Below are 19488 nucleotides of genomic sequence, written 5' to 3' on the forward strand. Positions count from 1 at the left end.
TTATCAAAGAGAGAGAAGAAGGTGTTATTTTTTAATCATTTTTTGTGAATTATCTGAGCCCTTGAGATGATAAGCATGACCACCACATTTAGTATAGAGCCACATTTGTCCGAAACTCACATTATCGGCCTTTTCTCCATATGAAAAAAGCCGCAACATCGCGGCTTTTTCATTAAGAAAGTAATTCATCTACGATTTGTAAAATGGCTTTGCTATGTGTGTTTGCTTCTTCTTTAGAGCCTGCTTCAACAGCTTTATACCACTCTTCTGCATGTTGGAAAGCTTCTTGAGCTTTTTCTTCCCCTAGTATGTCCTTTAACGGCATCTCTAACATTTTTAAGAACATATTTCCTTCAAGGGCTTCAACACGAGCTTCAGTTATCACACCTTCATCAAGAGCAGCCGGTACTTTACCGTGATAACCTTTAACTTTCCCAGAAATTGCACGGATAAATAGTTTATTCACTTCATCAGCATTAATAGTACTTGGTTTATTTTTGTCTAAAGAGAACAATTCATCAAGCTTCATCGCTGCTTCTTCATCTCCAGAAGAAAGGGAACCTTTAATCGCTTGATAGAATCCGTACGCTTCTGCTTGCATAATTTTTAACTCTGCTTCGTCTGTTCCTTCTTCTATACCTTTAGCAATCTTTTCAGCATAAGAATTAACTGCTAAATAGTAGCTTTTGTAAATAGATTTATCCGTTATTTGTAAATAAACTGCAAAGTCATCCGCGTTTTCATTTGCTAATGCTTCTTCTTGTAGGGCAACACCGTTTTGAATGTTTTCGACTAAGCTGCTTTCACCTTGTAATTCATAATAGTTATCACGCTTTTCAGCCGTTGGAATAAATACTTCATTGATTAAATGTTTAATTTGTTCGAATGTATGCTTAGCTTCCTCGAATTTTTGTTCATTCGTTAGAGCTACTGCTTCTTTTTGTAAGCTTTTTTGTTTTTGATAAAAATAAGATTGTGTCACTTTATCAATTAATTGACGTGCAATGTTTTCATCTACTTCTCCATTTGTTCCTGCAGAAATTGCTGCTTGAATCGTTGTGTCAAGATCACCATTTATCGCATTCACGTTTGGCTGAAGATCAGATTGGTACGTATTTAAAACAAGATCCCAATCAACTTCTTGACCTTCTTTCATTTTCTCTAATTCTGCTTTCATTTCTTTATAAGCCGTTACTTCTTGGTCAATGGATAATGATTCTTCTGACTGCACTTGCTCATGTTCGTTAGTTTGTTCAGTAGGTTCATTTTGTTTGCTTGGTTCTTCACCATTACAAGCGGCTAATACTGCACTTGCCGCAATAAAGCTCATAAAAATTCGTTTTAACTCACGTTTTTTCATCACTGAATGCCTCCTATGTATCGATAACACATGTTGTTGATAATGATTATCATTCCCTTGATTATTATATCGATAATGATTCTCAATGTCAAACAATTTTTTTAAGGAATAGACAAAAATTAAACCCCCGAACAATCGGGGGTTTAATTTTCTTACATATGTTTGTTTAATAATTCAACTAATGCTTCTTTCGGTTGGTAACCGATCACTTTGTCTACCACTTCACCGTCTTTCATTACGAATAGGGTAGGGATGCTCATGACACCAAATTTACCTGCAGTTTCTTGGTTTTCATCTACGTTCACTTTTACGACTTTTACTTTATCGCCCATTTCTGCGTCAATCTCATCAAGAACAGGGGAAATCATTTTACAAGGTCCACACCATGGAGCCCAAAAGTCCACTAAAACAAGTCCTTGATTTGTATCTGATGTAAAGCTTTGATCAGTCGCATGTACAATTGCCATTATAAAATACCTCCTACATTAAAAAAATTCTACGGAAAGTATACCACTGATTACCTTAAGATGCTAACAATTTGTCTCGAATGTAATTTACCCTACATTTTTTTATGTATGCACAATGACGTATTCTTGGAACCCAAAAAAAGAGGGCTCCATTTATGAGCCCTCTTTGTAAATTAGGAAGAGGCGACTTTTAATTTTTTAAATTCTTCCGTTAGCATCGGAACAACTTCAAATAAGTCACCGACAATTCCGTAATCAGCTACTTTAAAAATGTTTGCTTCTGGATCTTTATTAATCGCGACAATGACTTTTGAGTTAGACATTCCGGCTAAGTGCTGAATTGCACCTGAAATACCACAAGCAATGTACAAATCTGGAGTAACGACTTTTCCTGTTTGTCCAATTTGTAGCGAGTAGTCACAATAGTCTGCATCGCAAGCACCACGGGAAGCACCAACAGCTCCGCCTAAAACTTTTGCTAGCTCTTTTAATGGCTCAAATCCTTCGGAGCTTTTTACTCCACGACCACCTGCGACAATCACTTTCGCTTCGGATAAATCAACACCTTCTGCCGTTTTTCGTACAACTTCTTTAATAATGGTCCGTAAATCTTTAATCTCCACTGATAAAGAAATGATATCCCCACTACGAGATTCGTCTTTTTCGAGCGGTGTAATGTTGTTTGGACGAACCGTCGCAAAAATAAGACCATTTTTCACTACTTTTTTCTCGAACGCTTTTCCGGAATAAATTGGGCGAGTGAAAACAACTTCACCGTCTACTACTTCTAATGCAACTGCATCTGAAATTAACCCAACGCCTAATTTACTTGCAATCTTCGGAGACAAATCCTTACCGAGTGCCGTGTGGCCAAAGACAATTCCTTCAGGCTTTTCTTGATCAATTACAGCCATCACCGCTTGCGAAAATCCGTCAGAAGTATATTGCTTTAATTTCTCGTCTTCAACAACAACGACCCGGTCTGCTCCGTATTGAATCAATTCTTGCCCTAATGACTTAACCGCATCTCCGATTAATACGCCTACAACTTCTCCATCGTCGGCAATCGTTTTTGCGGCTGCAATCGCTTCAAATGAAACGTTACGTAATGATCCGTCACGTACCTCTCCTAACACTAACACTTTCTTTCCCATTGTGTTACCTCCTGCGCTTTTAGTTTCACCCGATTAAATCACTTTTGCTTCTGTATGAAGAAGGCGTACAAGCTCTTTTACTTGGTCTTCTAATTCACCTTCTAAAATTTTTCCAGCTTCTTTTGCTTTCGGTAAGAATATTTCAACCGTTTTCGTTTTCGCTTCTACATCGTCTTCATCTAAATCTAAATCGTCTAGTTCTAATACTTCGAGCGGCTTTTTCTTCGCCTTCATAATGCCTGGTAGAGAAGGGTAACGAGGTTCATTTAACCCTTGTTGTGCCGTTACAAGAAGTGGCAATGATGTTTCAATCACTTCGGAGTCCCCTTCTACATCCCGAATAATAGAAACCTCTTTACCATTAATATCAATGCTTGTAATTGTCGTTACATATGGAATGCCTAACAATTCCGCCACCCGTGGTCCAACTTGGCCTGAGCCGCCGTCAATCGCCACATTCCCGGCAAGAATTAAATCGATTTCTTTATCTTTTAAATATTCGTATAAAATTTTCGCTGTTGTAAATTGGTCGCTTTCTTCCACATCATCTTCAATGTTAATAAGTACAGCTTTATCTGCCCCCATCGCTAAGGCAGTTCGAAGTTGTTTTTCGCTTTCTTCATTTCCAACCGTCACAACTATTACTTCACCACCATGTTTGTCACGAAGCTGAATCGCTTCTTCAACCGCGTATTCATCGTAAGGGTTGATGATGAATTCTGCTCCATCTTCAACAATTACTCCATTTGAAATCGTGATTTTTTCTTCCGTATCAAACGTTCTTTTTAGAAGAACATAGATGTTCATAACGAAACCTCCCGATTTTCGATATTATCCAAACTTTTTTTACGTTTGAAAGATTAAGAAAATTTATGTGAAAAAAATTATTTTCCTTTAAATTGTGGAGAACGTTTTTCTAAAAAGGCCTGGATGCCTTCCTTCGCATCTTCGGAACCAAATACTTCGCCAAACAATTGGGCTTCTTTTTCAACCCCTTCAGCAAAAGAAGAGGATTTCGCGTAATTTAATAATTCAATCGTCGCTTTTAGTGAGATTGGGCTTTTCTTAGCAACCTTTTTCGCAAACGCTTTTGCTTCATTTAACAACTCTTCCTCTCGAAACGCTTTGTTGGCTAAGCCCCATTGAACCGCTTCCACTCCAGAAATCGGTTCGCTTGTAAATAACATTTCCGCTGCTTTTGCCAAACCAACGTAACGCGGAAGGCGTTGCGTCCCTGCAAACCCTGGAATGATACCTAATTGTAGTTCCGGTAAGCCTAATTTGGCATTTTCGCTAACAAATCGAACATGACAAGCCATTGCTAACTCAAGGCCACCACCGAGTGCAGCCCCGTGAATAGCTGCAATAATCGGTTTCGAAAATTTTTCCATCTGTTCAAATACTTGTTGTCCGTTTCTAGCAAACTCTTCCCCAGATGAAATAACAGTAAATTCTTTGATATCTGCTCCGGCTGAAAAAAAGCGTCCTTCACCATGCAATAAAACGACACGAACATCATCGTTTTGTTCAATGTCATCTAACAATCTAGAAAGCTCTCGAATTAATTCGGATGAAAGGGCATTTGCAGGTGGACGTAAAATCGTAATAATCGCAACATGTTCGTCAGTTGTCATTTTTAAATAACTCATGTTCTATTCCCATCCCCTTCTCTTTGTCTTAAGAACCGCCACAGCCAGAAATAATGAGCTTATGAACAGCAGGTGCTAATGCAGTTAAATCATATTTTTGATCATTCATCACCCACGTGGTAACGGTTTCATCGATGGTCCCAAAAATCATTTGTCGAGCGAGACGAATATCTAAATCTTGACGGAATTCATTATTTTCGATTCCCTCTTTTAAAATACGATCGACCACGTTCAAATAACCTTTAAGTACTTCGTTAATTTTTAATCGAATATCTTTATTTGACTGTCGAAGCTCTAATTGCGTAACGATGGCTAAGTGACGATCTTCAGACATAATTTTAAAATGATTTTCAATCATCACTAATAACTTCTCCGCTGCAGTTTGTTTTCCTGCTATAACTTCATTTACTTTTTCAATAAACATCCCCATTTTTTCGCGAAAAAGTGAAATTAAAATATCCTCTTTATTTTTAAAATAAAGGTAGATCGTACCGTCGGCAACCCCTGCTTTTCTTGCAATTTTTGACACTTGCGATTGATGGTATCCATTTTCTGCAATGACAACAACGGCTGCATCGATAATTTGCTTGTATTTTGGTTTATTTCGTTTCAAACATGTCCACCTACCACAGTTGCTGAAATAAATGAATGATTATTCATTCATATCTTAATGATAAAACCCATCTGTACGAGTGTCAAGAAGAATCTAATAACTCGTTCAAAATGGGAACCAAAAAGAGTTAGGCTTGCCGCTCGCTCGCTTTCTTTTTCTCTTCTTCTACCAATGCTCGTCGTAAAATTTTCCCAACAGCTGTTTTTGGCAATTCGTCTCGAAATTCATATAAACGTGGTACTTTATATGCAGCTAAATGTTTGCGAGCAAATTGATCTAATTCCTCTTCCGACACCGTTTTTCCTTCTTTTAAAACGACATACGCTTTTACAGTTTCTCCCCGATACGGGTCTGGAACCCCTACAACAACGACTTCTTGAATGGAAGGATGTTCATACAACACTTCCTCCACTTCCCGTGGATAAATATTAAAGCCACCTGCAATAATCATGTCTTTTTTCCGGTCGACGATAAAAAAATATCCGTCTTCATCCATATATCCTAGATCACCAGTTAATAACCAACCGTCTTTTAACACTTGCGCCGTCTCTTCTGGACGATTCCAATACCCTTTCATCACTTGTGGACCTTTGATTGCAATTTCTCCAATTTCGTTTGGAGGTAATGGTTCTCCTGTTTCTAAAGACATCACCATAGCATCCGTATCCGGCCATGGCACACCGATACTACCTTTTTTTCGTTTTTTCTCCCAAATGAAATTCCCATGGCTTACAGGAGAGGTTTCTGTTAATCCATATCCTTCGACTAAATTTCCACCGGTTACTTGTTCAAATTTTTGCTGTACTTCTACAGGTAATGGGGCTGAACCGCTAATACACGCTTCAATGGAAGATAAGTTGTATTTCGAGATATCCGGATGGTTTAATAAGCCGATGTAAATCGTTGGGGCCCCCGGGAACAATGTAGGACGTTGTTTTTGAATTGTTTTTAACGTTGTTTTTACATCAAATTTTGGAAGCAACACCATTTTATTTCCTTGCATGACTGCTAAAATAAGCACCGTCGTCATACCGTATACATGGAAAAATGGCAAGATGCCAAGAATGACTTCTTTCCCTTTTTTCGTCTTATACAGCCAAGCAGCACACATCGTCGCATTCGCTACTAAGTTTTTATGGGTGAGCATAACCCCTTTCGGAAATCCGGTCGTCCCACCGGTGTATTGAAGAAGGGCTAAATCTTCTTCTGGATCGATGGAGATTGATAACGGTTGCGAGATTTCTTCTTTCATGATACGGGCAAACAGATGATGTCGGGCACTCGGCTCTACTTGAACAGATATTCCTTGCTGTTTCTTTTGTATAAAAGGGTAAATGATGTTTTTTGGAAATGGTAAATAGTCTTTGATAGCGGTTACAATTACATGCTCTAAAGGGGAGCTTTGCATCACTTTCGCCACTCGCGGAAATAATAAGTCGAGTGTAATGATTATTTTTGCTCCGGAATCGTTCATTTGATATTCTAATTCCCGCTCCGTATATAACGGATTCGTTTGCACAACAATTCCGCCTGCATACAAAATACCGTAATAACTAATCACCGACTGCGGACAGTTTGGAAGCATAATCGCTACACGGTCACCTTTTTCAACACCAAGCTTTTTTAAGTAATTCGCCAGTTTTAACGCGGAATTATACACTTCATGATACGTTAATTCCTTTCCTAAAAAGTGGATCGCAACATGATGCGGAAATTGTTCAGCTGCCCTTGTTAAAAAAGTTTGTAAAGGAATATTTTCGTATTCTAATGATGCAGGTATCTCCGATGGATAATGCTGTAACCAAGGTCTTCTTTCCATATGGCCCCTCCTTTTTCAGAATTTTTATATTCTTAATATAATTATATTATATCCAAACCATCGATACAATTTAAATCAGTGAGGGGTTATTTTTTCCATAGGCTATGTTATATTTCATTGTTGATTTTTAGCAAGTTGTTCACTGAAGCGAAAGGCGGCGAACCAGCGGGAACAGCAAGACAGGCAAGACCCATACTTGAGCGTAGCGAGGGAAGCGGCTTGCACCTTACCCGCGGAAAGCGTCCGCCACAAGCGTAATGTATAAATATCAACAGTATCGTTTAACAGACAACCATGCCAATAAAAATTGGCACATCGATAAATGAAATAACAGCAAAAGTTATCCACAGTTATTTCAGGGTAGAGCCTTTCTATAAAAAAATCAGCTTGCTCTCGCAAGCTGACCTATGCAAAAAACAATAAGTAAATGACACCAATTAGAAAAAAGCATCCGCACAATACAAGTAGAATTTTTGCTAATTTTTCCATTATGTTCTCCCCTTATGATATTCCTGCTCCGATGACGTAAGATAGGCCAATGGAAATGACCATTGAAATGAACCCGACCGCTCGGTTGTCCTGTTCGATTTCTTCGTCAATTTTAAATTTGGGGGTTAAAAATTCATAAATAAAGTAGCCGATTAATAAAAGAACAAATCCAAAAACTCCCCACATAATCATCGTAAAGAGGGTATCGTGTTGTTGAATGGAGTGACGAAAAATATTGGCAATGCCAAAAATTTTTCCACCCGTAGCCATGGCTACCGCCATATTTCCTTTTTTAATTTCTTCCCAGTTCCGATATTTGGTGACAAGTTCAAAAATCGCCAAAAAGATAATCATACATAAAATAACTACACTATAATATCCCGCGGTTTGGATAAACTCATTTTCCCAAAATGGATTCATCGTTTAGTTCCCCTTTTACCTATTTTAATTCCACGACAGTCACTCCGCTTCCGCCTTCCCCAGCGGCGCCAAGGCGAAAACCTTTCACTCGAGCATGATTTTTTAAATATTGATGAACTCCTTGTCTGAGTGCACCGGTTCCTTTTCCGTGAATAATGGATACTCTTGGATATCCAGCTAATAGGGCATCGTCAATATACTTTTCTACCTGGATTAACGCATCTTCATAACGCTCACCACGAAGATCAAGTTCCAGTCCAACATGATAATCTTTTCCTTTCACCGTTGCTAAAGGTGTTGTCTCAACGGCTGGTTTTGACTTAATAAACTCTAAATCCGACTCTTTCACTTTCATTTTCATAATCCCGATTTGCACTTGCCATTCGTGCTCATTTACTCGTTCCAATAGCGTCCCTTTTTGGTCGAAGCTTAATACTTTCACTTCATCTCCAGGTTGGAGAGTGCGTTGATTCTTTTTCTTTTCCAACGTTTGTTTCGATTTTTCCAATACTGGCACTGCTTCTTTTAATCGTTTTCTGGCGTCGATGAGTTCATGTTCTTTAATATCAGCCCTCTTTTCAAGGCGCAGTTTCCGTAAATCACGGATGACGGCTTCAGCTTCTTCTTTCGCTTTCTCAACAATTTGTTCCGCTTTTTTTTCTGCTTCTTCGTATAATTCATCTTTCCGTCGGTAAAATTCCATCATTTGTTGCTTGAGATCTTTATGAATTTTTTCTGCTTCTTTTAACAACTCATTAATTTCTTTCCATTCTTCATCTGCTTTTCGTTTACTTTCTTCTAAAGAAGCAATCATCTTGTCAACCTTGTTCGATTCGATGCTGACATGATTGCGAGCTCGCTCAATGATATTCGTATCCAAACCGAGACGTTTCGAAATTTCAAACGCATTGCTTCGTCCAGGAACACCAATTAACAATTTATACGTTGGACTTAATGAATCGATATCAAATTCCACGCTCGCGTTCATAACCCCTGATCGATTGTAACCATACGCTTTCAATTCGGGATAATGCGTTGTCGCCACCACTCGTGCCCCTCGCTGGGTGACTTCATCTAAAATGGAAATCGCTAGTGCAGCCCCTTCCTGTGGATCGGTTCCTGCTCCTAGTTCATCAAATAGAACTAAACTTTGGTCATCTACTTGTTTTAAAATATCAACAATATTCACCATGTGAGAAGAAAATGTACTTAAACTCTGTTCAATGGATTGTTCGTCCCCAATGTCAGCAAACACATGTTGAAAAACTGCTATTTCCGAGCCGTCTTGGGCGGGAATTTGTAAACCAGCTTGGGCCATTAGCGTGCATAAACCAATGGTTTTTAACGTAACCGTTTTTCCTCCGGTATTTGGACCCGTAATGACTATCGTTGTAAAATCTTTTCCTAGTTCAATGTCGTTCGGTACCGCCTCTTCGTAAGGTAAAAGCGGATGGCGCGCTTTCCATAATTGAATGATTCCTTCGTCGTTTAACACCGGTTTCGATGCCTTCATTGCTCGAGCAAAACGCGCTTTTGCCATAATAAAATCAACTTTGCTTAACGCATCTACCATCCGTAAAATTTCTTCCGCATGTTCACCGACTAATTGAGACAACTCAATTAAAATACGCTCAATTTCTTGTTGTTCCTTTAACCGAACTTCACGCAATTGATTATTCAAAGATACAATCGCCTCAGGTTCAATAAATAACGTTTGTCCCGAAGACGATTGGTCATGAACGATTCCACCATAATGACTCCGATATTCTTGTTTGACCGGAATGACGAAGCGGTCGTTACGAATAGTAATGATGGCGTCGGAAAGCATTTTTTGCGCATTCGATGAACGAATCATACTTTCCAACTTTTCTCTAACACGGCTTTCAGTTTGACGAATTTGTTGTCGCAGTTGCCGTAACAAGTCGCTAGCCGAATCGAGAATCTCCCCATTTTCGTCAACCGTCCGTTTAATACGTTGCTCTACAGCTGGAAGTGGATAAATCGCCTGAACAACCTCATGTAAGCACGGAAGGGAGTGCTCCTCTTCAATAAGTCCTTCAATGTAATTTTTTACACTACGGGCGGCTTGTATCGTGCTTCCGATTTCCATTAAATCAATCGAGTGTAGCATTCCACCAATTTGTGCTCGTTTGACATATGGTCGAACGTTGTAAATGCCGTCGAGTGGCATATGTCCTTTTAAACGTAATATAGTGACGCCTTCGTCCGTTTCATCTTGCCATCGTTTGACTTCTTCAAACGAAGAAGAAGGTACTAATTGTTTTACCTTTTCTTCTCCAAGTGTTGAAGAAGCATACGATAACAGCTGTTCGCGTATTTTATCAAATTCTAATGTGTGTAAAAGTCGTTCATTCATTGTTTCCGTGTCCCCCCTTACTGTTCATCATGGCGTTTTAGAAAATTCTTTAATTCGTCTATATTGTACGTATTTAGAACCGTTTCTTTCTTTAACCATGCTTTTCTTCCAACAGATACGCCAAGTTCCATGAAGGATAGATGATTAATATGATGTGCATCGGTGTTTATCACCACTTTAACTCCAGCATATTGCGCTTTTTGTAAATGCTCTACACATAAATCAAAGCGATGTGGATTCGCATTTAATTCTAACGCCGTATTCGTTTCTTTGGCTAGTTGAATGAGTAAGTCGATATTTACATCATAACCATCTCTTCGTCCAATGAGACGTCCTGTCGGATGGGCAATAATATCGACATGTTGGGAAGAAAGGGCAGTTTTTAACCGTTCCATAATTTTCTCTTTGGGTTGTTGAAAATGAGAATGGATGGAAGCAATAACTACATCCATTTCTTGAATGACGTCATCCTCAAAGTCTAAGGACCCATCTGGTAAAATATCCATTTCAATTCCCGTTAAAATCGTTATATCATCATACTTTTCATTCAACCGTTGTATTTCTTCCCGTTGTTTGTACCAACGTTCTTTCGTTAAACCGCTCGCCACTTTTAAAAATTGGGAATGATCAGTAATGGCCAAATACTGATAACCTCGTTTTCGACAAGCTTCTACCATTTCTTCGATCGAATGAGCCCCATCGCTCCAAGTCGAGTGCATGTGTAAATCTCCACGAATATCGGATAAAGAAAGATAAGCCGGTTGTTCAAGAATTCGTTCAATTTCCTCCCCGGACTCTCTCATTTCTGGAGGAATGAATGGCAAAGAGAAATGGTTGAAAAAAGCTTCTTCAGAAGAAAACGTTTGAATATGTCCAGTATTCATATCTTCTACTCCGTATTCGCTTATTTTCTCGCCACGCTCTTTCGCAAGTTGTCTCATTCTAACATTATGTTCCTTCGATCCAGTAAAATGGTGAAGAGCAGTCGCAAATTGTTCCGGTGCGACGAGGCGAAAGTCGACATTAACGTCATAGTCGTAAGCAAACGTTAACGAAACTTTTGTCGGACCGTTCGATACTGCTTCTTTAATGCGCTCCAATTGTAGAAGTTGTTCTTTAACTTTTTCTGGTTCTTTTGTTGCGATGATAAAATCGATATCTTTAATCGTTTCTTTTATCCGGCGTATACTCCCGGCTCGAGAAAACTTCTCAATACCGTCGAATTGCTTAAGTTTCCGTTCCAATGTTTCGACAATTGGTAACATGAATGCAATCGGTAAACGTTCCGGTCGCTTTCCAAATTGCTCCAGTGCAGCTAATAGTTTTTCCTCCGTTTTTTTACCAAATCCAGCTAGCTTCTGAACTTTTCCTTCTTCACACGCTTGTTTTAACGTTTCAGCATCAATCACCCCAAGCTCGTGATACAGCTTGGACAATTTTTTCCCGCCGACTCCAGGTAATTGCAACAGAGGAATCAATCCTTCTGGAACCTCTTTTTGTAACCCTTCTAACACCTCAGACGAACCAGTTTCGATGTATTCTTGGATTACAGCAGCCGTTCCTTTCCCGATTCCTGGTAACTTCGTAAAATCCGTAATTTCTGTTAAACTTCGGGCATCGGTTTCTAAACTTTGCGCGGCTTTTCGGAAAGCGGATATTTTAAACGGATTTTCACCTTTTAATTCCATATATAACGCAATACGTTCAAGAAGCCGAATCACATCTTTTTTTGTTACCATATCACTACCTCCTGTCCCGCTTGAAAAAAAAGAATCGGGGACACCCCGATCAACGAATTGGAACGTATTCAAGCCACCATTGTTTCACCATTGAGGAAATAAATGGAGTGTGTTTAATCATGGCTTCAGCAAGTACTGACTGTTGCAGCGTTGCTTGAATCGATTCAATTGGCACTAACGCAACAATGTATAATACAATAAACAAAATGAAATACACTTCTAATAAGCCGAGCATCCCTCCGGCCCATATGTTTGCCTGTTTTAAAATCGGTAAATGGGCAAGGAAGTCAAGCATCGAGCCGATGATTTGCAACAAAATTTTAAACACAAAGAAAATGATGGCAAAGGCAATAGCTCGATAATAAGCAGTTTCTAAATGATCATTTGCAAACAACATTTGCAATGGTCCATCGGTTGCCATCACCGGATAAGGAACCCATAATTTAAGAATGGATGCTAAATCATCGTAATAAAGGTAAGCAACGATAAAAGAAACGAAAAAGCCAACCATATGAATGGTTTGTAGAATAAATCCGCGACGAAAACCGATAAAAAATCCAAACAATAGTAATAACAAAATGACGACATCTAACATGACTTCTTCAGTCCTTTATTTGTTTTAGTTGTTTTTGTAATTCTTCGTATTGTTCTTTTAATTTAATATAATCATGAACGGCATTCACCGCCGTTAATACAGCAAGTTTACTAATATCTAACGTTGGGTTTTTTTCACTGATTTCGCGCATTTTTTCATCGACAAGTGAGGCGACGAGCCGAAGGTGATGAGTGCTTTCCGCTCCAACAATAACGTAGTTTTGACCATAAATGTCAACGGATATACGGTTCTTTTGCTCATCAGACAAATTGAAAGCCTCCATTTCTAAAAATCCTAAACAATATGATAACATGTTTCTTTCAAAATTGGGAAGAAAACTCTATATTAGAAATAACTCATGAAAAAGGAGATGCCTATGTCTAATCAAGTGTTACACGTATCGTCAGAAACAATTGAAGAAATGGAACGATTTTACAAAGATTATCTATCCTCTAAACTTCCACCGGGTAGTGTGTTTGTCGCTAAGCTTCCACAATGCGTCATCACCGCCTATCGTTCGGGTAAAGTATTGTTTCAAGGAGCATTAGGTGATAAGGAAGCAAAAAGATGGGACGAAACAATCACCAAAGAGAGAACAGATGCATCAGCTACTGACGCATTTTATCATCGTTCCTTTATTGGGTCCGACGAAGTAGGCACCGGTGATTACTTTGGCCCAATAACCGTTGTGGCGTCTTATGTAAAAAAAGAGCAAATCCCTATCTTACAACAAATAGGTGTTAAAGATTCGAAACATTTAACGGATGATCATATTGTACAAATCGCCAAAAAACTTATCTCGATTGTCCCATATAGTTTATTAATTTTGTCAAATGAAAAGTATAATACGTTGCAACAACGAGGTTATCCACAAACGAAAATGAAAGCTATTCTACATAACCAAGCAATCGTCCATTTATTGAAAAAAATCGCGCCAGAACAACCAGAAGGAATTTTAATTGACCAATTCATTGATCAAGACAAATATTATTCTTATGTAAAGGGTCAAAAAGAGGTTGTTACAACGAACGTTCATTTTCGGATGAAGGCAGAACAGCTCCATTTATCTGTCGCTGCTTCCTCCATTATTGCTCGGTACGCCTTTTTAAAGGAGATGCATCGCTTGAGTGAAAAAGCAGGATTTTCTTTACCTAAGGGGGCTGGCAAACAAGTGGACGAAGCGGCCGCTAGGCTTCTTCGGGAACAAGGGGAAGAAGCATTACGCATGTATTGCAAACTACATTTTGCCAATACCGAGAAAGCAAAGCGACTTGTGAAATAATATTATTGACTAATTTTATCACTATACTACTTCTAGCACCCCTTATTCTTCTCTGACAATTATTAACTGAATTATTTTTATAAACCAAAAGGCCAATTTCTAATGAATTGGCCTTTTGGTTTTAAGTTCTGTTTCTATTTTCATGAGTTTTCCATTCACTAAATGAAAGTTTACCCACGTAATGTAGCCCCAAATTGCTCTTCTACCGCTTGAACCACTTGTTCATGTAAAGCAGTCACTTCTTCGTCAGTTAACGTACGTTCAGGGTCAAAGTAACGGAGAGAGAAGGCAATGGATTTTTTACCTTCTGGTAGACGATCCCCTTCATAAACGTCGAAAATCGTTACTTCTTTTAACAATTCGCCGCCTGTCTTGACAATCGTTTTTTGGATGTCTCCAGCAATGACACCTTTATCCACCACAAACGCAACATCACGTGTCATGGACGGGAAGCGTGGAATCGGTGCGTAACGAATATCTTCGACCTCAGCATGTAATACATCGGTTAACGCTAACTCGAAGACGTACGTTTCTTTTAAATCATTTTCTTTTTGGACTCGAGGGTGTACCTGTCCAACAAAGCCGATCACCTTTCCGTCTAGTAAAATCTCTGCCGTACGGCCTGGATGCATTCCATCAAGTTTCGCTTGAGTATAGTCAATGCGATTCTGTAATCCAAGCATATCGAACAATCCATCTAAAATTCCTTTTACGACATAGAAGTCTACCGGTTTTTTCTCACCTTGCCATAAGTGCGCATGCCACACACCAGTGATCACACCTGCTAATCGTTCTTTTTCCTCTGGCAATTCATCGTTTCCTTTTGCTAAGTAAACTGCTCCCGTTTCATACACAGCCACATTGTCCATTTGACGGGCTCGGTTGTAACTAACAACTTCTAACAAGTGAGGAATTAAGCTTTGACGAAGGACACTCCGCTCTTCGCTCATCGGCATTGCCAAACGAATAGGCTCCGCTGTTTCCAATGCAAATTTCGTTGCTTTCTCTTCACTTGTTAACGAATACGTAATCGCTTGGAAAAGTCCCACATGTTCTAAATAGCGGCGCACTTTCCGGCGTTTTGCTTGATATGGAGTTAATGTTCCTGGTTGCGTTTCTGCCACTGGTAATGTGGTTGGTAAGTGATCATAGCCGTACAATCTCGCTACTTCTTCAATAATATCCTCTGGAATGGAGATATCTGGCCGGCGAGAAGGTACTGTAATCTTAAACAATCCATTATCTTCTGTGAAAGCAAATTGTAGGTTCGATAAAATGCTGCTTACTTCTTCTGTTGAAATGTTGGTCCCTAATACGCTGTTAATTCGATCAAGTGTAATCGTCACAACAACTTCCTTTTGTTCTAGCAGATCCACTTCTGCGACACCACGAACGATTTCTCCACCTGCATATTGAGCCATTAAAGCAGCAGCACGATCTAATGCTTCTTTTGTGCGTGCCGGGTCAATGCCTTTTTCAAACCGTGTACTTGCCTCACTACGTAAACCATGGTCTTTTGACGCTTTACGTACCGTCGTATTTTTGAAATAAGCCGATTCGATTAATACCGTTGTCGTATCGTTTTGTACTTCGGAGTTTGCTCCACCCATGACACCAGCAAGTGCAACCGGTTCTGTACCATTTGTAATGACAAGATTTTCTTCCGTTAACGTGCGCTCCACTTCATCAAGAGTAACAATTTTTTCACCTGTTTTTGCCCGACGTACAACAATTTCTTTGGAACCGAGACGATCGTAGTCGAATGCATGTAATGGTTGGCCGTACTCTAATAAAATGTAGTTTGTAATATCGACAACATTGTTATGCGGGCGAATACCTGCAGCCATCAGTCTTGTTTGCATCCATAACGGAGATGGACCAATTTTGACATTTTTTACAATGCGCGCTGCATATAGTGGATTATCTTCTGTCGCTTCTACTTTTACTGAAATGTAGTCCTCTACGTTTTCGCTTGTTTCTTGCAACTCTACTTTTGGCCATTTTACTTCCCGACCTAAAATGGCCGCTACTTCATAGGCCACCCCAATCATGCTTAAGCAATCCGCACGGTTTGGTGTTAACCCTAATTCTAACACTTCATCATCTAAGTTTAATTGTTCTAATGCATCTGCCCCAACCGGTGCATCGCTTGGGAAAACAAAAATACCGTCTGCAAATTCTTTCGTAACCAGTTTAGATTCAATTCCCAACTCTTGAAGGGAACAAATCATCCCATGTGATTCTTCTCCACGAAGCTTTGCTTTCTTAATTTTAAAATTACCTGGAAGAACCGCTCCTACTTTAGCGACAGCTACTTTTTGACCTTTCGCAACGTTTGGCGCTCCGCAAATAATTTGCACAGGTTCTTCTTCACCGATATCGACTAAACATTTACTTAATTTATCAGCGTTCGGGTGTTGTTCACGCTCAAGTACATGCCCAACGACTACGCCTTTCGCTCCTTTATTTAACAATTCGACACTTTCAACCTCAATGCCACTTTTGGTAATTTTATCCGCAAGTTCTTTTGCCGTAATCCCCGTTAAATCTACGTATTCTTGTAGCCATTTGTATGATACAAACATGTAATATTCCCTCCCTTTACGCGCGATTAAATTGTTGTAAGAAACGAATGTCATTTTGATAGAAATGACGAATATCATCAATGCCGTATTTCAACATAGCGATTCGCTCAGGTCCCATACCGAACGCAAATCCAGTATATTTTTTCGAATCAAACCCGGCCATTTCTAACACGTTCGGATGAACCATACCAGCACCTAAAATTTCAATCCATCCGGTTCCTTTACATACGTTACAGCCATGACCACCGCAGTTAAAACAGGATACGTCCACTTCTACAGATGGTTCAGTAAATGGGAAGAAGCTTGGGCGGAAGCGAATTTCACGATCTTCCCCGAACATTTTCTTCGCAAACGCTTGAAGGGTTCCTTTTAAGTCGCTCATACGAATGTTTTCATCAACCACAAGTCCTTCAATTTGGGTAAATTGATGAGAGTGGGTAGCGTCATCGTTATCGCGACGATACACTTTCCCCGGACAAATGATTTTTACCGGGCCACGACCTTCATGCTTTTCCATCGTTCGCGCTTGTACCGGTGATGTATGCGTGCGAAGTAAAATTTCACCCGTAATATAGAAAGAATCTTGCATATCGCGGGCTGGATGTCCTTTTGGTAAGTTTAAAGCTTCGAAGTTGTAGTAGTCTTTTTCCACTTCTGGACCTTCTGCAATGGTATACCCCATGCCAATAAATAAGTCTTCAATTTCTTCAATGACTCTCGTAAGCGGATGATGATTTCCTACTCGAACAGGGCGACCCGGAAGCGTTACATCAATGGCTTCAGAGGCTAATTTTTTCTCGATTTCTTCTTGTTCTAGTTTCACTTGTCTTTCTTCTAATGCGGATTGAATCGTTTGCCGGACTTCATTCACAAGTGCTCCCATGATTGGGCGTTCTTCTGGTGATAATTTTCCCATGCCGCGAAGTACTTCCGTAATCGGGCCTTTTTTACCAAGGTAAGCAACACGAACATCGTTAAGCGCCTTTAAATCACTTGCTTGCTTGATCTTTTCAAGCGCTTCTTGTTGTAGCTCTTGTAAACGTTCTTTCATCGACATTTCCTCCTTTATTAAAAATAAAAAACTCGCCCCTGCGTAAGGGACGAGTGAAATCGCGGTACCACCCTTGTTAACAGCGAAAAACGCTGTTCACTTCATTGAGATAACGGACGTATCCGGAACACCTTTACATTCTAGCTCTGACTAGAATGGTCCAAGTGTCAACTCCAGAGGTGAATTCACTTGCTTCTACCATAAAAACGCTCCCAGTCTACGGCGTTTTCTCCCTGGATGGCGAATGGCAAGCTACTCTTCTCTATCATCGTTGTTTTCCTTATTTAACTATTTTTATATTATAGGGAAACCGTTCATCCGATGCAACCTTTATCCACGTAAATAATAAAGTAAAATTCCTGTCGCTATAGCCACATTTAATGATTCCGCTTTTCCGTAAATCGGAATGTACAAATTTTTTGACGTTAATTGTAGTAAATCTTTACTCACTCCACTTCCTTCATTTCCGACAAGAAGAGCAAATGGATGTTTCGGTTCCACTAGTTTGTAATTTTCACTGTTCTCTAGCGACGTACCGTATATGTGCACATGATGTTCTTTTAACGTTTCAATCCACTCATATAAGTTCCCTTTGAAAATCGGCAAATGAAATAGCGACCCTTGAGTAGAACGAATCACTTTTGGATTATATAAATCAACACACCCTTCTCCAAGGATAACGGCATCGATCCCCGCTGCATCCGCTGTCCGAATCATCGTCCCTATATTTCCTGGGTCTTGTACTGCGTCAATTAACAGGACATTCGCATTTTCCCAGTCGATCGTTTTTTCTGTGAATTGTTGGCAAACAGCCGCGATGCCTTGTGGCGTTTCCGTATCGCTAATCGCTATCATAATTTCTTCGGTTACAAATGTCATAGGAATGTCCGCTACATTCCAATTTGGCGGAAGTTGTTTATTCTCTTCTACAATTATTTCCACAATGTGGATATCACTATTTAATGCTTCTTCAACTAAATGAAATCCTTCGATAAGAAACCAACCTGTTTTTTCCCGCTCTTTTTTTGTTAATAACTTTTTCCACTGTTTCACTTGTGGGTTTTTGACTGATGCAATTCGTTTCAAGTCGAATTCTCCTTTGCTTTGAACGTTTCTTTATACATAATAAACGAAATACTAGCAAAAAATAAATGTGAAATACATAATAGCGAGGTGAAATTAAGATGGATTTAAATTTACGGCATGCGATTATGCAAAATGTAGCCAACAACACAAAAGAACAACTAGAAGACACAATTGAGGATGCCATTCAGCAAGGGGAAGAAAAAACGCTTCCGGGTTTAGGAGTTCTATTTGAAGCGCTCTGGAACCATTCAACGGAACAGCAAAAAGACATGATGCTTTCTACGCTTGAACAAGCGGTAAAACAATAGGATCAAAGGAAGTTGGTTTCTACACCGATTTACTTATAGGGGAAATATACGAAATAACAGTGTATTAAGCAGACCAATTCGCATACGATTTGGTTTGCTTTTTTTGTTGTTAAATCAACGATAATCGTGTTTAAGTTAGTTAAATTTCTTCCTCAACAAAAATGCAGATTAGTTGACCAAATGATAATAAATTTGATAGCTGAAAAAGGATAAAACATGTGGTAAAATAACTCAAAATTCAGAATGAAAGAGGGTTATTGGTGATCAATTATAACGGTCGTAAGTTTGTTTTAATTGAAAATACAGCTAACGGAGAAGTTTCATCAAAAATTTTTTTGAATATAAACAAGAAGGAAATATAATCTCAGCAACGTATAGTGGGGGAGAAATAATGGTACCGTCAAGAATTTTGTGTAATGTTCTATAGAGTATCCTCAGATTATGCTTTATTTGATAATAAATACATTTATCTGTTCCCACTAGGAGACTGAATA

At 39.3% G+C, this 19488-nt stretch carries 17 protein-coding genes and 1 other annotated feature; of the genes, 2 read left to right on the forward strand and 15 right to left on the reverse strand.

The genetic code is table 11. The annotated features are described in order from the left end of the window. Positions 1 to 172: 172 nt before the first annotated feature. From ABES52_RS13530 to zapA, 12 genes are all read right to left on the reverse strand, one after another. Positions 173 to 1360 (reverse strand): hypothetical protein, encoded by a 1188-nt coding sequence (locus ABES52_RS13530; protein ID WP_429651709.1) that lies wholly within the window; start codon positions 1358 to 1360, stop codon positions 173 to 175. A gap of 152 nt (positions 1361 to 1512) precedes the next feature. Further along, positions 1513 to 1827, reverse strand: coding sequence for a thioredoxin (gene trxA, locus ABES52_RS13535; protein WP_429651710.1), 315 nt, complete (start codon positions 1825 to 1827; stop codon positions 1513 to 1515). 173 nt (positions 1828 to 2000) lie between these two features. Continuing rightward, positions 2001 to 2981, reverse strand: a complete 981-nt coding sequence (locus ABES52_RS13540; RefSeq protein WP_429651711.1) for an electron transfer flavoprotein subunit alpha/FixB family protein — start codon at positions 2979 to 2981, stop codon at positions 2001 to 2003. Between the two features lie 33 nt (positions 2982 to 3014). Next, a complete protein-coding gene (locus tag ABES52_RS13545) occupies positions 3015 to 3788 on the reverse strand; it encodes an electron transfer flavoprotein subunit beta/FixA family protein (RefSeq protein WP_429651712.1) in 774 nt (257 codons plus the stop codon). Between the two features lie 77 nt (positions 3789 to 3865). Further along, positions 3866 to 4630, reverse strand: coding sequence for an enoyl-CoA hydratase (locus tag ABES52_RS13550; RefSeq protein ID WP_429651713.1), 765 nt, complete (start codon positions 4628 to 4630; stop codon positions 3866 to 3868). Positions 4631 to 4658: 28 nt separating this feature from the next. Next, positions 4659 to 5243 (reverse strand): fatty acid metabolism transcriptional regulator FadR, encoded by a 585-nt coding sequence (fadR, locus tag ABES52_RS13555; RefSeq protein WP_429651714.1) that lies wholly within the window; start codon positions 5241 to 5243, stop codon positions 4659 to 4661. 127 nt (positions 5244 to 5370) lie between these two features. Next, positions 5371 to 7062, reverse strand: coding sequence for a long-chain-fatty-acid--CoA ligase (locus ABES52_RS13560; protein ID WP_429651715.1), 1692 nt, complete (start codon positions 7060 to 7062; stop codon positions 5371 to 5373). Between the two features lie 501 nt (positions 7063 to 7563). Beyond that, positions 7564 to 7971, reverse strand: coding sequence for a DUF350 domain-containing protein (locus tag ABES52_RS13565; RefSeq protein ID WP_429651716.1), 408 nt, complete (start codon positions 7969 to 7971; stop codon positions 7564 to 7566). Between the two features lie 19 nt (positions 7972 to 7990). Continuing rightward, on the reverse strand, positions 7991 to 10348 hold the full coding sequence (locus tag ABES52_RS13570) for an endonuclease MutS2 (RefSeq protein ID WP_429651717.1): 2358 nt from the start codon (positions 10346 to 10348) through the stop codon (positions 7991 to 7993). A 17-nt stretch (positions 10349 to 10365) separates the two neighbouring features. After that, the gene (gene polX, locus ABES52_RS13575; protein WP_429651718.1) at positions 10366 to 12087 is read right to left on the reverse strand and encodes a DNA polymerase/3'-5' exonuclease PolX; all 1722 of its coding nucleotides are present in this window, start codon (positions 12085 to 12087) and stop codon (positions 10366 to 10368) included. 49 nt (positions 12088 to 12136) lie between these two features. Continuing rightward, positions 12137 to 12682: a CvpA family protein gene (locus ABES52_RS13580; protein ID WP_429651719.1), complete on the reverse strand. Its 546-nt coding sequence runs from the start codon at positions 12680 to 12682 to the stop codon at positions 12137 to 12139. A gap of 7 nt (positions 12683 to 12689) precedes the next feature. Continuing rightward, positions 12690 to 12950 (reverse strand): cell division protein ZapA, encoded by a 261-nt coding sequence (gene zapA / locus ABES52_RS13585; protein ID WP_429651720.1) that lies wholly within the window; start codon positions 12948 to 12950, stop codon positions 12690 to 12692. Positions 12951 to 13058: 108 nt separating this feature from the next. Between zapA and rnhC the strand changes: the two genes are divergently transcribed. Then, positions 13059 to 13964: a ribonuclease HIII gene (rnhC, locus tag ABES52_RS13590; protein WP_429651721.1), complete on the forward strand. Its 906-nt coding sequence runs from the start codon at positions 13059 to 13061 to the stop codon at positions 13962 to 13964. Between the two features lie 170 nt (positions 13965 to 14134). On the opposite strand, the gene pheT is transcribed toward rnhC, so the two are convergent. The 3 genes from pheT to ABES52_RS13605 form a co-directional block, all read right to left on the reverse strand. Then, positions 14135 to 16549, reverse strand: a complete 2415-nt coding sequence (gene pheT, locus ABES52_RS13595; protein WP_429651722.1) for a phenylalanine--tRNA ligase subunit beta — start codon at positions 16547 to 16549, stop codon at positions 14135 to 14137. A 16-nt stretch (positions 16550 to 16565) separates the two neighbouring features. Next, positions 16566 to 17600: a phenylalanine--tRNA ligase subunit alpha gene (pheS, locus tag ABES52_RS13600; protein WP_429651723.1), complete on the reverse strand. Its 1035-nt coding sequence runs from the start codon at positions 17598 to 17600 to the stop codon at positions 16566 to 16568. A 42-nt stretch (positions 17601 to 17642) separates the two neighbouring features. Beyond that, positions 17643 to 17878 (reverse strand) — a binding site (T-box leader). 52 nt (positions 17879 to 17930) lie between these two features. After that, the gene (locus tag ABES52_RS13605) at positions 17931 to 18686 is read right to left on the reverse strand and encodes a TrmH family RNA methyltransferase (protein WP_429651724.1); all 756 of its coding nucleotides are present in this window, start codon (positions 18684 to 18686) and stop codon (positions 17931 to 17933) included. A 98-nt stretch (positions 18687 to 18784) separates the two neighbouring features. On the opposite strand from ABES52_RS13605, the gene sspI reads away from it, so the two are divergent. After that, entirely contained in the window at positions 18785 to 18994 is a 210-nt protein-coding gene (sspI, locus tag ABES52_RS13610) for a small acid-soluble spore protein SspI (protein ID WP_429651725.1), read from the forward strand. The last annotated feature ends 494 nt before the right edge of the window (positions 18995 to 19488 follow it).

It is taken from the genome of Aeribacillus pallidus (assembly GCF_050478865.1).
In the GTDB taxonomy this organism is placed as follows: domain Bacteria; phylum Bacillota; class Bacilli; order Bacillales; family JACDOC01; genus JACDOC01.

Coding starts and splice junctions, on each gene's coding strand:
- ABES52_RS13565 (WP_429651716.1), bottom strand. CDS start 7,971: ATGAATCCATTTTGGGAAAATGAGTTTATCCAAACCGCGGGATATTAT.
- ABES52_RS13570 (WP_429651717.1), bottom strand. CDS start 10,348: ATGAATGAACGACTTTTACACACATTAGAATTTGATAAAATACGCGAA.
- ABES52_RS13540 (WP_429651711.1), bottom strand. CDS start 2,981: ATGGGAAAGAAAGTGTTAGTGTTAGGAGAGGTACGTGACGGATCATTA.
- ABES52_RS13545 (WP_429651712.1), bottom strand. CDS start 3,788: ATGAACATCTATGTTCTTCTAAAAAGAACGTTTGATACGGAAGAAAAA.
- ABES52_RS13580 (WP_429651719.1), bottom strand. CDS start 12,682: ATGTTAGATGTCGTCATTTTGTTATTACTATTGTTTGGATTTTTTATC.
- rnhC (WP_429651721.1), top strand. CDS start 13,059: ATGTCTAATCAAGTGTTACACGTATCGTCAGAAACAATTGAAGAAATG.
- pheS (WP_429651723.1), bottom strand. CDS start 17,600: ATGAAAGAACGTTTACAAGAGCTACAACAAGAAGCGCTTGAAAAGATC.
- sspI (WP_429651725.1), top strand. CDS start 18,785: ATGGATTTAAATTTACGGCATGCGATTATGCAAAATGTAGCCAACAAC.
- trxA (WP_429651710.1), bottom strand. CDS start 1,827: ATGGCAATTGTACATGCGACTGATCAAAGCTTTACATCAGATACAAAT.
- polX (WP_429651718.1), bottom strand. CDS start 12,087: ATGGTAACAAAAAAAGATGTGATTCGGCTTCTTGAACGTATTGCGTTA.
- ABES52_RS13530 (WP_429651709.1), bottom strand. CDS start 1,360: ATGAAAAAACGTGAGTTAAAACGAATTTTTATGAGCTTTATTGCGGCA.
- ABES52_RS13560 (WP_429651715.1), bottom strand. CDS start 7,062: ATGGAAAGAAGACCTTGGTTACAGCATTATCCATCGGAGATACCTGCA.
- ABES52_RS13550 (WP_429651713.1), bottom strand. CDS start 4,630: ATGAGTTATTTAAAAATGACAACTGACGAACATGTTGCGATTATTACG.
- pheT (WP_429651722.1), bottom strand. CDS start 16,549: ATGTTTGTATCATACAAATGGCTACAAGAATACGTAGATTTAACGGGG.